This is a genomic window from Aquabacterium sp. (assembly GCF_016195855.1).
Lineage (GTDB): Bacteria > Pseudomonadota > Gammaproteobacteria > Burkholderiales > Burkholderiaceae_C > Aquabacterium.
The window spans coordinates 55,925-69,093 of sequence record NZ_JACPYU010000016.1 but is presented as its reverse complement, the minus strand read 5'-3'; the positions used below and the strand labels follow the sequence as shown (position 1 = coordinate 69,093).

The 13,169-nt window shown below is 62.0% G+C and carries 13 protein-coding genes; all 13 read right to left on the bottom strand.

Going from position 1 to position 13,169, the window contains the following annotated elements:
- Positions 1 to 20 precede the first annotated feature (20 nt).
- The 13 genes from era to fabD all read right to left on the bottom strand — a co-directional run bounded on the left by era (position 21) and on the right by fabD (position 13,104).
- Positions 21 to 980: a GTPase Era gene (gene era / locus HY019_RS13705; RefSeq protein WP_290694188.1), complete on the bottom strand. Its 960-nt coding sequence runs from the start codon at positions 978 to 980 to the stop codon at positions 21 to 23.
- A gap of 250 nt (positions 981 to 1,230) precedes the next feature.
- Positions 1,231 to 2,022, bottom strand: a complete 792-nt coding sequence (gene rnc / locus HY019_RS13700; RefSeq protein ID WP_290693004.1) for a ribonuclease III — start codon at positions 2,020 to 2,022, stop codon at positions 1,231 to 1,233.
- A gap of 72 nt (positions 2,023 to 2,094) precedes the next feature.
- Positions 2,095 to 2,472 (bottom strand): DUF4845 domain-containing protein, encoded by a 378-nt coding sequence (locus HY019_RS13695; RefSeq protein WP_290693001.1) that lies wholly within the window; start codon positions 2,470 to 2,472, stop codon positions 2,095 to 2,097.
- 15 nt (positions 2,473 to 2,487) lie between these two features.
- On the bottom strand, positions 2,488 to 3,459 hold the full coding sequence (gene lepB, locus HY019_RS13690) for a signal peptidase I (protein WP_290692999.1): 972 nt from the start codon (positions 3,457 to 3,459) through the stop codon (positions 2,488 to 2,490).
- A complete protein-coding gene (gene lepA / locus HY019_RS13685; RefSeq protein ID WP_290692997.1) occupies positions 3,459 to 5,267 on the bottom strand; it encodes a translation elongation factor 4 in 1,809 nt (602 codons plus the stop codon). The genes lepB and lepA overlap by 1 nt, the downstream gene beginning before the upstream one ends.
- Positions 5,268 to 5,668: 401 nt before the next feature.
- Complete coding sequence (locus tag HY019_RS13680; RefSeq protein WP_290692995.1) at positions 5,669 to 7,225, bottom strand: DegQ family serine endoprotease; 1,557 nt, start codon at positions 7,223 to 7,225, stop codon at positions 5,669 to 5,671.
- A 177-nt stretch (positions 7,226 to 7,402) separates the two neighbouring features.
- Positions 7,403 to 8,104 (bottom strand): sigma-E factor negative regulatory protein, encoded by a 702-nt coding sequence (locus HY019_RS13675; RefSeq protein ID WP_290692993.1) that lies wholly within the window; start codon positions 8,102 to 8,104, stop codon positions 7,403 to 7,405.
- Between the two features lie 99 nt (positions 8,105 to 8,203).
- The gene (rpoE, locus tag HY019_RS13670) at positions 8,204 to 8,809 is read right to left on the bottom strand and encodes an RNA polymerase sigma factor RpoE (protein WP_290694186.1); all 606 of its coding nucleotides are present in this window, start codon (positions 8,807 to 8,809) and stop codon (positions 8,204 to 8,206) included.
- Positions 8,810 to 8,937: 128 nt separating this feature from the next.
- Positions 8,938 to 9,690, bottom strand: a complete 753-nt coding sequence (locus HY019_RS13665) for a hypothetical protein (protein WP_290692991.1) — start codon at positions 9,688 to 9,690, stop codon at positions 8,938 to 8,940.
- A 59-nt stretch (positions 9,691 to 9,749) separates the two neighbouring features.
- Positions 9,750 to 10,994 carry a beta-ketoacyl-ACP synthase II gene (fabF, locus tag HY019_RS13660; protein WP_290692989.1) on the bottom strand — a complete coding sequence of 415 codons (1,245 nt, stop codon included), beginning with the start codon at positions 10,992 to 10,994 and terminating at the stop codon, positions 9,750 to 9,752.
- 79 nt (positions 10,995 to 11,073) lie between these two features.
- On the bottom strand, positions 11,074 to 11,313 hold the full coding sequence (gene acpP, locus HY019_RS13655; RefSeq protein ID WP_035034663.1) for an acyl carrier protein: 240 nt from the start codon (positions 11,311 to 11,313) through the stop codon (positions 11,074 to 11,076).
- Between the two features lie 109 nt (positions 11,314 to 11,422).
- Positions 11,423 to 12,169 (bottom strand): 3-oxoacyl-ACP reductase FabG, encoded by a 747-nt coding sequence (fabG, locus tag HY019_RS13650; RefSeq protein WP_290692987.1) that lies wholly within the window; start codon positions 12,167 to 12,169, stop codon positions 11,423 to 11,425.
- Entirely contained in the window at positions 12,166 to 13,104 is a 939-nt protein-coding gene (fabD, locus tag HY019_RS13645; protein WP_290692985.1) for an ACP S-malonyltransferase, read from the bottom strand. The genes fabG and fabD overlap by 4 nt, the downstream gene beginning before the upstream one ends.
- Positions 13,105 to 13,169: the final 65 nt, after the last annotated feature.

Genomic DNA, 13,169 nt, shown 5'->3' with positions numbered 1-13,169 from the left:
CTGCCCTTTTGCGGCCGCGATCACTCGTAGCCGTAAGTACGCAGACGGGCTTCGTCATCGGCCCAACCCGAGCGCACCTTCACCCAGATTTCCAGGAAGACCTTGACGCCCATGAGGCGCTCAAGTTCGGTGCGCGCCTCGGTGCCAATGCGCTTGAGGCGATCGCCCTTGTCACCAATGACCATGCCCTTGTGCTGTTCGCGCTCGACAATGATGGTCGCCGCAATCCGCACCAGGCCCGTGGCCTTGGGCTTGCCCGGAGGGGGCGGCTCTTCGTTGTACAGGTCGATCACCACGGTCGAGGTGTAGGGCAGCTCGTCCCCCGTCAGGCGGAACAGCTTTTCCCGGATGATCTCGCTGGCCAGGAAGCGGTCCGTGCGGTCAGTCAGGGCCTCGGCGTCGTACCACCAGGCCTGCTCGGGCAGATAGGGCTTGACCACGGCCATGAGCCGCTTGGTGTCGTCCTCTTTCTGGGCAGAAAGGGGAATGAACTGGGTAAAGGAATGGTGTTCCTGCATGCCCTGCAACCAGGGGAAGAGGTCTTCGCGGCGGTGCACCAGATCCAGCTTGTTGGCCACCAGGATCACGGGCTTGTCCTTGGGCAGCAAGGCCACCACCTTGGCATCATCCGGACCGAACTTGCCGGCCTCGACCAGGAACAGCACCACGTCCACGTCCGACAGCGTCGCCTGCACGGTCTTGTTCAGGTTGCGGTTGAGCGCGGCCGTGCCACGCACTGTGTGGCGGGTCTGGAAGCCGGGCGTGTCCACGAACACGAACTGCGTGTCGCCGTCCGTGCGGATGCCGGTGATGCGGTGGCGCGTGGTCTGCGCCTTGCGCGAGGTGATGGACACCTTCTGCCCCACCAGCGCATTGAGCAAGGTGGACTTGCCCACATTGGGCCGACCGATGATGGCGATCAGGCCACAGCGCTGCTGCTGAGCTGGCGCAGCCGAATCGCCACCGTTCTTCTTGGCCATCGACAGATTGGCCAGCATGGCGTCCAGATCGGGGTTGACCTTGTCCGAGGCAGGCTTGGGCGTCTTGGCTGGCTTGGCGGACTTGGCGGACTTGGCTGCAGGCGCAGGCTTGCCTGACTTGGCAGCAGGCCCTGATTTGCTCGCATTGACCGGCTTGGCAGTCTTTCCGGGCGTGGCAGGCTTGGCGGAGGCGGTCGGTGTGCTGGGCTTCTTCGGCATGGCAATCAATCAGTTGGGTTCGGGCGATGCGTCAGACGCGCTTTTTCTTGACCACCACGGCCGGCTTGGCCGCGGCTTTGGGCAACTCTTTGGATGACAGGGCTTGCACACGCGTGAGCGCAGCCTGCGCCGCAGCCTGCTCGGCCGCGCGACGCGACAGGCCTTCGCCGGTCACAACAAGGCCCTGCACGGGCAATTCACAGGCGACGACGAAAGTCTGCTCATGCGCCTTGCCACGCGTTTCTTCAATGCGATAGACCGGCACGGCCAGCTTGCGCCCTTGCAGCCATTCCTGCAAGGCTGTCTTGGCGTCCTTGCTCCAGCCCTCCATCGTGGACTCGGCCACCAGGGGCTCGAACAGGCGCAGCACCAGATCACGGGCAGCATCAAAACCGGCATCCAGGTAGACCGCGCCGATGATGGCCTCCAGGGCGTCGGCCAGGATGGAAGGCCGCTGTGCACCGCCCCCCTTGGCCTCGCCCTCGCTCAGGCGCATCACGTCCGGCAGGCCCAGTTGCTGAGCCAGCTTGAACAGCATGTCCTGGCGCACCAGATGGGCACGCACGCGTGTCAGGTCACCTTCATCGCTGCGGTCATACCGGCGGTACAGCAAGGCCGACACACCCAGACTCAACACCGCGTCCCCCAGGAACTCCAGGCGCTCGTAGTGATCTGCCCCAAAGCTCTTGTGCGTGACCGCTCGGGCCAGCAAGCCGCCATCGGCAAACACATGCCCCAGCCGCTGCTGCAACGCTTGCAAATGAGGCGCAAGCGGCACGGCACCTGCCGAGCCACCCTTTTTGCTTGTAGAGGAGGTCGCCATCAAAACAAAGCGGGCCTGAACTCAGGCCCGTCGAGTGTCATTTGCCACAAAGCCGGCATCACCTGGCCAGCCTCACTTGGACTGCCCCTGGAACTTGATCAGCAAGTAGACGGGCGGAATCAATTCAATCTCCCTGTCATAGGCAAACTTGATTACCACCTTGTCTTCTTCCTTGGTGATTTCCAGATCACGCCCGGCAATCGAGGTCACGCCGTACTCGACAGAGGCGGCACGATCAAATGCGGTGCGGATGTCCGATACCGTGCCCCCACCGTCATGAGCGGCCTTGTTGACCATGGACTGGATGGTCCGATACTCGGTCACCGCAGGGAAGACCTTCATCAAGACCAAGGCAAAGGCGGAAACCATGACGGCCCAAAACAGCAGGCCGACCAGCGTGATGCCCGATTGGGAATGGCGGGCGAGAAAAGGACGAGACGTCAGGTTCATCATGTCTGTCTTGGCTTAGTGGAAAGAACCGATGCGCTTGAAATCGCTGAAGTTCATCCAGATCACGAATGCCTTGCCCACGATGTTTTCATCGGGCACAAAGCCCCAGAAACGAGAGTCCTGCGAGTTGTCGCGGTTGTCACCCATCATGAAATAGTGACCCGGCGGCACCTTGCAGACCACACCCTCACCACTGTAGCGGCAGTTTTCCTTGTTGGGGAAGTCTTCGATCGCCTGAGGTGGCACGAACGGCGGACGGTCCTTGTCCACCAGGATGCGGTGGCTTGCACCCATCAGGTTCTCCGAGTACTGCAGCGAATACTTCAGGCTGTCCTCGTCGTAGAACTCGGCCAGCGGTGTCTGCTCGATCGGCGTGCCGTTGATGGTCAGGCGCTTGTTGATGTAGGCGATCTCGTCACCCGGCAGGCCCACCACGCGCTTGATGTAATCCAGGCTGGGGTTCACGGGGTAGCGGAACACCATCACGTCGCCACGTTGCGGTTCGTGGTTGGCGATGATCTTCTTGTTGATCACCGGCAGGCGAATACCGTAGTGGAATTTGTTGACCAGGATGAGGTCGCCCACCAGCAGGGTGGGGATCATCGACCCGGAAGGGATCTTGAATGGCTCGAACAGGAAGGAGCGCATCAGGAACACGGCACAGATGACCGGGAACAGCCCTGCAGTCCAGTCCAGCCACCAGGGCTGCATCAGCAGCTTGTCACGCGCCTGGCCGACATTGCCGTCCACCTGCGCGATGCCCTGGCTGGCGAGCTGCTTGCGACGGGCCTCGTCTTCAACCAGCAGCCTGGCCGCCGCGGCTTCACGCTCCGGCTGGAACTTGTAGCGCTCGGCCAGCCAATAGACCAGCGTGACCAGTGTCAGCACGAACAACAGCAGGGAAAAATTGCCCTGCCATTGGCCGACGTACCAGCCCCCCAAGTACGCCACCAGGGCAGCGTACAACACACCTGTGATCAAACTCATCAATCGTCCACTTGAAGGATGGCCAGGAAAGCTTCTTGCGGCACCTCGACGGAGCCCACCTGCTTCATGCGCTTTTTACCGGCCTTTTGTTTTTCGAGCAGTTTCTTCTTGCGGGTGATGTCACCGCCATAACATTTTGCCAGCACGTTCTTGCGCAAGGCCTTGATGTTTTCACGCGCAATGATGTTGCCGCCAATGGCCGCCTGGATGGCCACGTCATACATCTGACGGGGAATCTGCTCGCGCATTTTGGCCGCCACGGCGCGACCACGGTAGGCACTCTGCGCGCGGTGCACGATCAGCGACAAGGCGTCCACACGGTCACCGTTGATCAGCAGGTCCACCTTGACCACGTCGGAGGCACGGTACTCCTTGAACTCGTAGTCCATGGAGGCATAACCACGCGACACGCTCTTGAGCTTGTCAAAGAAGTCCAGCACGATCTCGGCCAGCGGCATCTCATAAGTCAACATGACCTGGCGGCCGTGGTAGGCCATATTGAGCTGCACACCGCGCTTGAGGTTGGCCAGCGTCATCACCGGGCCGACATAATCTTGCGGCATGTACAGGTGCACGGTGACGATGGGCTCGCGGATTTCCTTGATCCGGGCCACCTCGGGCATCTTCGAGGGGTTCTCCACCTCGATGACCTCGCCATCGTTCAACTCGACCTGGTAGACCACGCTGGGCGCCGTCGTGATCAGGTCCTGATCGAACTCGCGCTCCAGACGCTCCTGCACGATCTCCATGTGCAGCAGGCCCAGGAAACCACAGCGGAAACCAAAGCCCAAGGCCTGAGAGACTTCAGGTTCATAGCGCAGCGACGAATCGTTGAGCTTGAGCTTCTCCAGTGCGTCACGCAGTTGGTCGTACTCGCTGGCCTCGGTGGGATACAAGCCGGCGAACACCTGAGGCTGGATCTCCTTGAAGCCAGGCAGCGCCTCGGTTGCGGGGCCTGCGTTATTGGGCAGCTTCTTTTCAACGGTGACGGTGTCACCCACCTTGGCCGCCTGCAACTCCTTGATGCCGGCGATGATGAAACCCACCTCGCCTGCCTTGAGCGCATCGCGGTTTTCCGACTTGGGCGAGAACACGCCCAGGTGCTCGGCCGGGTAGACGGCATTGGACGCCATCATGCGGATGCGCTCACCCTTGCGCAACTGGCCATCCACCACGCGCACGAGCATCACCACGCCCACGTAGTTGTCGAACCAGGAGTCGATGATCATGGCGCGCAGCGGGCCATCAGGATTGCCCTGGGGCGGCGGGATGCGCGCGACCACGGCCTCCAGGATTTCGTCCACACCCATGCCGGTCTTGGCCGAGCAAGGGATGCCGTCGGTGGCATCGATGCCGATGACGTCTTCGATCTCTGCCTTGGCGCGCTCAGGGTCAGCCTGAGGCAAGTCCATCTTGTTGAGGACAGGCACGACCTCCACACCCAGATCGAGTGCGGTGTAGCAGTTGGCCACGGTCTGGGCTTCCACACCCTGGCTGGCATCCACCACCAGCAAGGCGCCTTCACACGCGGACAGCGAGCGGCTTACTTCATAAGAGAAGTCCACATGGCCCGGGGTATCGATCAGGTTGAGGTTGTAGACCTGGCCGTCCTTGGCCTTGTATTGCAGCGCAGCGGTCTGCGCCTTGATGGTGATGCCACGCTCGCGCTCGATGTCCATCGAGTCGAGAACCTGTGCTTCCATCTCACGGTCGCTCAAGCCCCCGCAGCGCTGGATGATGCGATCGGCCAGCGTGGACTTGCCGTGGTCGATGTGGGCAATGATCGAAAAATTACGGATGTGATTCATAAAAAAAAGGCACGTCCAAAGGTGTGACGCGCCTTCCAACAAAAACGTATGGCAACTGCTTGTTGGGCTTTCATTGTATCGAAAAGCCCCGCTGAAAAGGCCGCGTCACAGCCGTAGACAGGGATGGCGCAAGCCCCCCAAAAAACGTTATCCACAAGTTATCAACAGGCGAATGTGGGTAACTTTGGCGATTTTTCTTGCTTCTTGAAGGGAGCCTCGTCAGCCCGGGGATTGTACGGGCATTCCCAACTGCTACCGCTCAGTTATCAACAGCAAAACGGGGTGTAGAGGCCAGCCAACAACCCATGAAACTGGTCAAGTTTTCAACGACTTTTTCGCCATAAAAAACCCTGATCGGGCCTCGGGTACCGATCAGGGCTGCCTTTCAGGCGAGACAGGCCTCACTTCGCGTTGGGACGAATCACCGCGTACTGAGCCCATTCACCGCGACGCACCAGCACGCTCACCGGGCGGGACCTGTCGAGTTTGGCCAGCACGGCCTCGAACTCCTTGACGCCACTGATTTGCACATTGGCCACGGCCAGCACGAGATCACCCGGGCGCAGTCCTGCACGCGCTGCGGGCCCATCCACACCTTCGACCAACACACCACCGCTTTGCTTGAGCTCGCGCTTTTGCTCGGCGTTGAGGTCAACGATCTTCAAGCCCAGCGCAGAGGCCGCGAGCTTGGCATCGGCCTTGGGGGCATCGGCCTTGTCATCCTTGGCCTTGGTCGCCTCAAGCTCGGCCACAGTGATGCTCAGGTCCTTGTAGCTGCCGCGACGGAAGACCTGGATGGAGGTCTTGGTGCCCGGCTTGGTCGCGCCCACCAGGCGAGGCAGATCCTGCGCCTTGTCGATGGTCTGGCCTGCGAACTTGGTGATGATGTCACCCGCTTCCAGGCCAGCCTTCTCGGAGGGCGTGCCGGCTTCGACACTTTGCACCAAGGCGCCAACCGGCTTGCCCAGGCCAATGGACTCGGCCACATCCTTGGTCACCGGCGCGATGGCCACGCCAATGCGGCCACGGATCACCTTGCCGCCCGCGCGCAGTTGCTCGGCCACCTTCATGGCGTCATCAATCGGGATCGACAGCGAGATCCCCATGAAACCACCGGAGCGGCTGAGGATCTGGGAGTTGATGCCAACCACCTCGCCGCGCATATTGATCAAGGGCCCACCAGAGTTGCCGGGGTTCACGGCCACGTCGGTCTGGATGAAGCGAATCTCTTCACCCGTGTCGCGCGCCTTGGCACTGACGATGCCGGCGGTCACTGTGTTGTCCAGGCCAAAGGGCGTGCCAATGGCCATCACCCACTCGCCGACCTTCAGCTTGCTGACGTCGCCAATGGACACGGCAGGCAGCTTGCTGGCCTGGATCTTGAGCACGGCCACGTCAGTGCGCTTGTCCACACCAACGACCTTGGCCTTGAACTCACGCTTGTCGGTCAGGTTGACGTACACCTCGTCGGCACCGTCCACCACGTGGGCGTTGGTCATCACATAACCATCAGTACTCAGGATGAAGCCCGAGCCCACGCCGCGAGGGCGCTCTTCACCCTGGTCACCGCCCTTCTTGGGTGTGCTCTTGCGGGGTGTCTGGCCGGGCATGGGCGTACCAAAAAAGCGCTTGAAGAACTCGCGCATCTGGGCATCGGTTTCTTCGTCACCCTCATCGGCGTCTTCCACCACACGCTGTGTCGTGCGGATGCTGACCACCGAGGGGCCCACACGCTCAACCAGTTCGGTGAAATCAGGCAAGCCCTTGACGATCACCGGTGGCTGCGCGGCCTGAGGGGCCGGCACACTGAAGGTCGGCGCAGGTTGTTGCGCCTGGGACTCATGCGGGAACAAGCTGGAGCTCAGCACCAGGCCGACGGCCGAGACCACCGCGCCGACAACCAGGGTACGGCGAACAACAGAGTGGGTCGAAGAACCAGACTGCAGAGAAGACGTCATTTGCAAAACCTCGTTTGACAAAAAAACGGAAGGACAGAAACTACAACGTAGGAGACCGACTTATGGCTGACAGTTCACCGTGGGCACGTGAAGTCTCGTAAAGCCGATGCTAAACGTCAAAGGCCGCAATCAGCTCGAAAGCTGAACGCGGCCTGAATGATGGAGAAAACAGCTGCTTCAGCGGCCGTCAAACACCACCTGGCGTGTCAGGGCACCCTGCCCCTCGAACGACACATCACCCGACTGATTGGCGCGCTGCAAGGCCAGCGCCTGATCCAGTTGAGGATTGCGGATCAGCACCACCTCACCCGGTTGCTGGAATGACGCACCACCCAGCGTGAGGGTCGCGGCATGCGCCCCATCAGGCACAAAGCCACTCGCAGACCATTGCCCGGTATTGGCCAGTGACAGCGCACCGCCACGCACAGCACCGGACTGCGCCAGGGTGGCGTCACCGCCTTGCGGGCCCGTTGGCAAAATCTGCGAGGACAACATCGCCCCCACCACCAGCACAAAGCCGGCTGCCACGCCCACAGGGCCAGCCCAGGTACGACGCTTCAGTGGCTTGAGTTGTTGGCGTGCGGCCTGCTCTTGCACAGCGCGTTGAGCCTGCGCGGCACTGGGCGCCAGCACCACGGGCTCCTGGGCCAGGCGCTCACGGAAGTTCTTCAGGAACGCCTCGCCGGAACTGGCCTGAGCCAGATCCTCGGATCGCATCACGTCACCAATCAACTGGTAGGCATGCCAGTTGGCCCGCGCATCAGCGTGATCGCGCCAAGCGGCGCAAGCTCGGGCCACTTCCTGGGACTGCGCCTCGCCATCGGCCAGGGCCGACAGCGCTTCACGTTCTGCATCACGGTCACTGAAACGGTCAGACATGAGGGTTTGCTCCAGATTCGCACCACAGATGACGCGTCAAACGTCATCCACATGTTGAACAGACCAGGGGCAGGGAAAAAAGTTCACTGAGTTTTACAATTACCAGCGCTCGCCCTGCCGGGTGTCGAGCAAAGGCCTCAGGCGGGTCGCAATCGCCTCGCGTGCCCGAAAGATCCGGGAGCGGACCGTCCCGATGGGGCAGTTCATGAGTTCGGAGATTTCCTCATAGCTCATGCCTTCGATTTCGCGCAAGGTGATTGCCTGGCGCAGATCCTCGGAGAGGGATTCGATCGCGGCATTCACGGTCTCCGCAATCTGGCGGCTGGCCAGGACGGACTCCGGGGTTTCGCCATCGCTCAACTCGTTTTCAACGCGGGAGCCACCTTCTTCCTCATCATCCGCTGACGCCATGGCCGATTCGGTGAGAACAGGATCACGCTTGAGGCCGATCATGGCCTTCTTGGCGGTGTTGACGGCGATGCGGTAGAGCCAGGTGTAGAAGGCGCTTTCACCACGGAAATTGGGCAAGGCCCGATAGGCCCGGATGAAGGTTTCCTGGGCGATGTCTTCGACCAGATCGACGTCACGCACCATGCGTGCAATCAGGCGCTCAATGCGGCGCTGGTATTTCACCACCAGCATTTCGAAGGCCTTCTGATCGCCACGCTGAACGCGTTCGACCAAGGCGGCATCGACATCCACAATGGGCTCGACCAGTTCCTTGTGCTCGGCCGCGTCCGTGACGGCAGCTACGCGGATGCCGGGCTCCGACAGGATCTGATCAGGCAGTTTGCGAGAGTCGTCGGCGCCTGGATCATGAGGCTCACGAGGCGTCACGCGCGTTCTCCGGCACGGGCGGCGACGCAAGGATCAAGCGCGTCCTCTTCACGCATGACCAGCGTGGAAGGGAAGGCGGACTCCGAGGGCAAGGACAGCGAACTGGCGCCTTGCACAGTGCGCGACGGGATGACAGATGAACGCAACTTGGATCCTGATTTGAATGAGTGCGCCCATGATGCCATTGCATGGAACAGCCGCCAGCCTGCCCCTCCATCATGGGGGGCCATCCTGCCAGCTGCCACCGTCAGGCGAGCCGGCAGATAAACCAAGGTGCGCAGCTGATGCAGGGGGCTGCGGGGCGTGGTTTCCAGCCACAACCAGGACTGCCTTGGCACCCCGCCTGTTGCCGTCACGCGCAACAACATCCAGCGCTGCAGGTCCAGCACGGCCTCGACTTTCACCGGCGCATCCCATTGCGCCAGGCGAAAGCCGCCAAGCCGGGCGGAGGCATCATCAGGATCATCGGGGTTCTCGCGAATGGGCCCCGTCCAGATCAGGGTCAGCAGCGCGCGGTCCGCACGCCAGGCCGACCACGTGGACCAGGCCAGCCAGCACCACACCACGGCCACCGACAGCCCGGAGATCAGCAAGAGCGGTGACGAGCCCCAGATCGCCGCCTCACGCAACAAACCGGCGACCCAGGCAGCGAGCATGGCCGCACCGGCCAGCCAGAATGCCGCGGCAGCCCGGTGCACGGTGGGGATGCCACCGGAGCCGGACCAGATCGCCCACGAGGCGGGTTTCATCAAAGGATGCATGGCCATGCTGACTTGATCAATACAAGAGAGCCTGGCTCAGCCGCTGGTCAGACGCGCTTGAACACCAGCGAGCCGTTGGTGCCGCCGAAGCCGAAGTTGTTCTTGACGGCCACGTCGATCCTCATCTCGCGCGCGGTGTTGGCGCAGTAGTCCAGGTCGCACTCGGGGTCCTGGTTGAAGATGTTGATGGTGGGGGGCGACACCTGATGGTGCAGCGCCAGCGCCGTGAACACGGATTCGATGCCACCAGCACCACCCAGCAGGTGGCCGGTCATGGACTTGGTCGAGTTCACGACCAGATTCTTCGCGTGGTCGCCGAAGGCCGCCTTGATGGCGTTGGTTTCGTTGGCGTCACCCAGCGGGGTGGAGGTGCCGTGCGCATTCAGATAGTGAACCTGATCGGGGTTGACGCCCGCGTTGCGCAGCGCCGACAGCATCGAGCGCTTGGGGCCGTCCACATCCGGAGCGGTCATGTGATAGGCGTCACCGGTCATGCCGAAGCCGATCAGTTCAGCGTAGATCTTGGCGCCGCGCGCCTTGGCGCTTTCGTACTCTTCGAGCACCATCACGCCGGCGCCCTCGCCCAGCACGAAGCCGTCGCGGTCCTTGTCCCAGGGGCGCGAGGCCGTCTTGGGGTCATCGTTGCGGGTCGACAGGGCGCGGGCGGCGGCAAAGCCACCAATGCCCAAGGGCGACACGGTGGCTTCGGCACCGCCGGCGACCATGACATCCGCGTCACCGTACTCGATCATGCGGGCCGCCAGGCCGATGGCGTGCAAGCCCGTTGTACAGGCCGTGACCACGCCAATGTTGGGGCCCTTGAAGCCGTACTGAATGGAGACGTGGCCCGAGATCATGTTGATGATGGAGGCGGGCACGAAGAAAGGCGAAATGCGGCGGGGGCCGCGTTCGCTGTATTCCTTGTGGGTCTGCTCGATCATGGGCAGACCACCAATGCCGGAACCGACCATCACGCCAATGCGTTCTGCCAGCTCGGGCGTGAGGGCCTCGCCCGTGGGCAGGCCCGCATCACGTACTGCCTGCATGGAAGCAGCCAGGCCGTAATGGATGAAGGTGTCCATGTGACGGGCTTCTTTGGCGGGGATGTAATCCTCGATGTTGAAGCCCTTGACCTCGCCCGCGAACTGGCAGGCGAACGCCGAGGCGTCGAATTTGGTGATGGTTTGGATGCCGGATTGCCCTGCAACCAGATTCGACCAGGATTCCTGAACGTTGTTGCCCACGGGGGTAACCAGGCCCAGGCCTGTGACGACGACGCGACGACGGGTCATGCTTGATCTGCTGATAAGTTGATTCGATGTGAACAAGGCCCCTGATGCGGACCAGGGGCCTTGGTCTGACTCAATCGGCTCAGGCCTTGACGTGCGACTTGGCGTAATCGATCGCCAGTTGCACTGTCGTGATCTTTTCAGCCTCTTCGTCCGGGATCTCGATGCCGAACTCGTCTTCGAGGGCCATCACCAGTTCAACGGTGTCCAGAGAATCGGCACCCAGGTCGGCAACGAAAGCCTTCTCAGGGCTGACTTCAGACTCGGCAACACCAAGTTGCTCTGCAATGATCTTCTTGACGCGTGCTTCGATATCGCTCATGACTCCTCCAGGAGGTGGTGCAAACAAACCAGGGATTTTACCGGTACGGCGTGTCTATAACGCCGGCGGCTCGAAAAAGGAAATTGAGATTCCCTGAACCATCTCAAAATCAATTCATGTACATGCCGCCGTTGACGTGCAATTCCACACCCGTGATGTAGGCCGCTTGCGGCGAGGCCAGAAAGGCCACCGCATCGGCTATGTCTTCGGGCTGGCCCAGACGGCCCAGCGGGATTTGCGCCTTCAGGGCGGTATGTTGCTCTTCTGTCAGGGCGCGGGTCATGTCGGTGTCAATGAAACCCGGCGCCACGCAATTGACGGTGATGTTACGGCTACCCAGCTCGCGGGCCAGTGCACGGGTCATGCCGGCCACGCCGGCTTTGGCCGCGGCGTAGTTGGCCTGACCGGGGTTGCCACTGGCACCCACGACCGAGGTGATGTTGATGATGCGGCCGTGGCGCTGCTTCATCATGGGGCGCATGACGGCGCGGCTCAGGCGGAACACCGCCTTGAGGTTGGTATCGATCACGGCATCCCAGTCGTCGTCTTTCATGCGCATGGCCAGGGTGTCGCGGGTGATGCCCGCGTTGTTGACCAGCACATGCAGCGCACCGTGCTCCTTGAGGATGGCATCCAGTGCCGCGTCCACGGCAGCGGCGTCGGTCACGTTCAGCACGATGCCCTTGCTGCCCTCAAAGCCTGCCAGCGCCTCGCTGATGCCCTGGGCACCGGATTCGGTCGTGGCGGTGCCGATGACCTTCAGGCCCCGCTGCGCCAGGCCCAGCGCAATGGCGCGACCGATGCCGCGGCTGGCGCCGGTGACCAGCGCAATCTGCCCTTTGAATTCCGTGCTCATGCCAGCAGCCCCTTGGCTTCAGCAAGTGAAGCCGGATCAAAAATCGTGGTTGCAATCAGGTCGGCGTCGATGCGCTTGACCATGCCGGCCAGCACTTTACCCGGCCCGCACTCGATCACGTGTGTCACACCCCGCGCTTTGAGGGCGGCAATGGTTTCCACCCAACGCACTGGGCCAAAAGCCTGACGATACAGCGCATCGCGGATGGCATCGGCGTCAGACACCACGGCCACGTCGATGTTGTTGATGACGGGGATCAGCGGCGAGGCAAAGGCCGTGGCGGCCAGTTTTTCCTTCAGGCGCTCGGCAGCCGGCTTCATCAAGCTGGAGTGGAACGGGGCCGACACAGGCAGCGGCAGCGCACGCTTGGCGCCAGCGGCCTTCAACACCTCGCAGGCCTTTTCCACGGCGGCCTTGGTGCCGGCGATCACGGTCTGCTTGGGGTCATTGAAGTTCACGGCCTCCACGGCTTCGCCACATGCCGCAGCGGCCTGGGCGCAACCGGCCTTCACGCCTTCGGCGTCCATGCCCAGGATGGCGGCCATGCCACCGGTGCCCACGGGCACGGCATCCTGCATGGCCTGGGCACGGAAGCGCACCAGGGGCAAAGCATCTTTCAGGGTCAGGACACCCGCAGCCACCAGGGCCGAGTACTCACCCAGGGAGTGACCCGCCACCGCCACAGGGCTCAGGCCCGTTTCGGCCTGCCAGGCACGCCAGCAGGCGATGCCCGCCGTCAGCATCACAGGCTGGGTGTTGGTGGTCAGGTCCAGCGTTTCCTTGGGGCCTTCGGCGATCAGGCGGGCGATGTCCTCGCCCAGGGCGTCAGAAGCTTCGGCCAGGGTGTCGCGAACGGCCGCATGGCCTTCCCAGGCGTTGAGCATGCCAACGGCCTGAGAGCCCTGGCCGGGAAACACAAAAGCAAATGCAGTCATGACGGGGTCCTTGATCCTTGTCTCGCGTGGTTGTTATAGGGAAAAAGCAGAAGCGGTCGGGATGA

What these genes read in the sequence shown, in the direction of transcription:
- era (WP_290694188.1), bottom strand. Translation starts at nt 980, where the DNA reads ATGGCCAAGAAGAACGGTGGCGATTCGGCTGCGCCAGCTCAGCAGCAG.
- rnc (WP_290693004.1), bottom strand. Translation starts at nt 2,022, where the DNA reads ATGGCGACCTCCTCTACAAGCAAAAAGGGTGGCTCGGCAGGTGCCGTG.
- HY019_RS13695 (WP_290693001.1), bottom strand. Translation starts at nt 2,472, where the DNA reads ATGAACCTGACGTCTCGTCCTTTTCTCGCCCGCCATTCCCAATCGGGC.
- lepB (WP_290692999.1), bottom strand. Translation starts at nt 3,459, where the DNA reads ATGAGTTTGATCACAGGTGTGTTGTACGCTGCCCTGGTGGCGTACTTG.
- lepA (WP_290692997.1), bottom strand. Translation starts at nt 5,267, where the DNA reads ATGAATCACATCCGTAATTTTTCGATCATTGCCCACATCGACCACGGC.
- HY019_RS13680 (WP_290692995.1), bottom strand. Translation starts at nt 7,225, where the DNA reads ATGACGTCTTCTCTGCAGTCTGGTTCTTCGACCCACTCTGTTGTTCGC.
- HY019_RS13675 (WP_290692993.1), bottom strand. Translation starts at nt 8,104, where the DNA reads ATGTCTGACCGTTTCAGTGACCGTGATGCAGAACGTGAAGCGCTGTCG.
- HY019_RS13665 (WP_290692991.1), bottom strand. Translation starts at nt 9,690, where the DNA reads ATGAAACCCGCCTCGTGGGCGATCTGGTCCGGCTCCGGTGGCATCCCC.
- fabF (WP_290692989.1), bottom strand. Translation starts at nt 10,994, where the DNA reads ATGACCCGTCGTCGCGTCGTCGTCACAGGCCTGGGCCTGGTTACCCCC.
- acpP (WP_035034663.1), bottom strand. Translation starts at nt 11,313, where the DNA reads ATGAGCGATATCGAAGCACGCGTCAAGAAGATCATTGCAGAGCAACTT.
- fabG (WP_290692987.1), bottom strand. Translation starts at nt 12,169, where the DNA reads ATGAGCACGGAATTCAAAGGGCAGATTGCGCTGGTCACCGGCGCCAGC.
- fabD (WP_290692985.1), bottom strand. Translation starts at nt 13,104, where the DNA reads ATGACTGCATTTGCTTTTGTGTTTCCCGGCCAGGGCTCTCAGGCCGTT.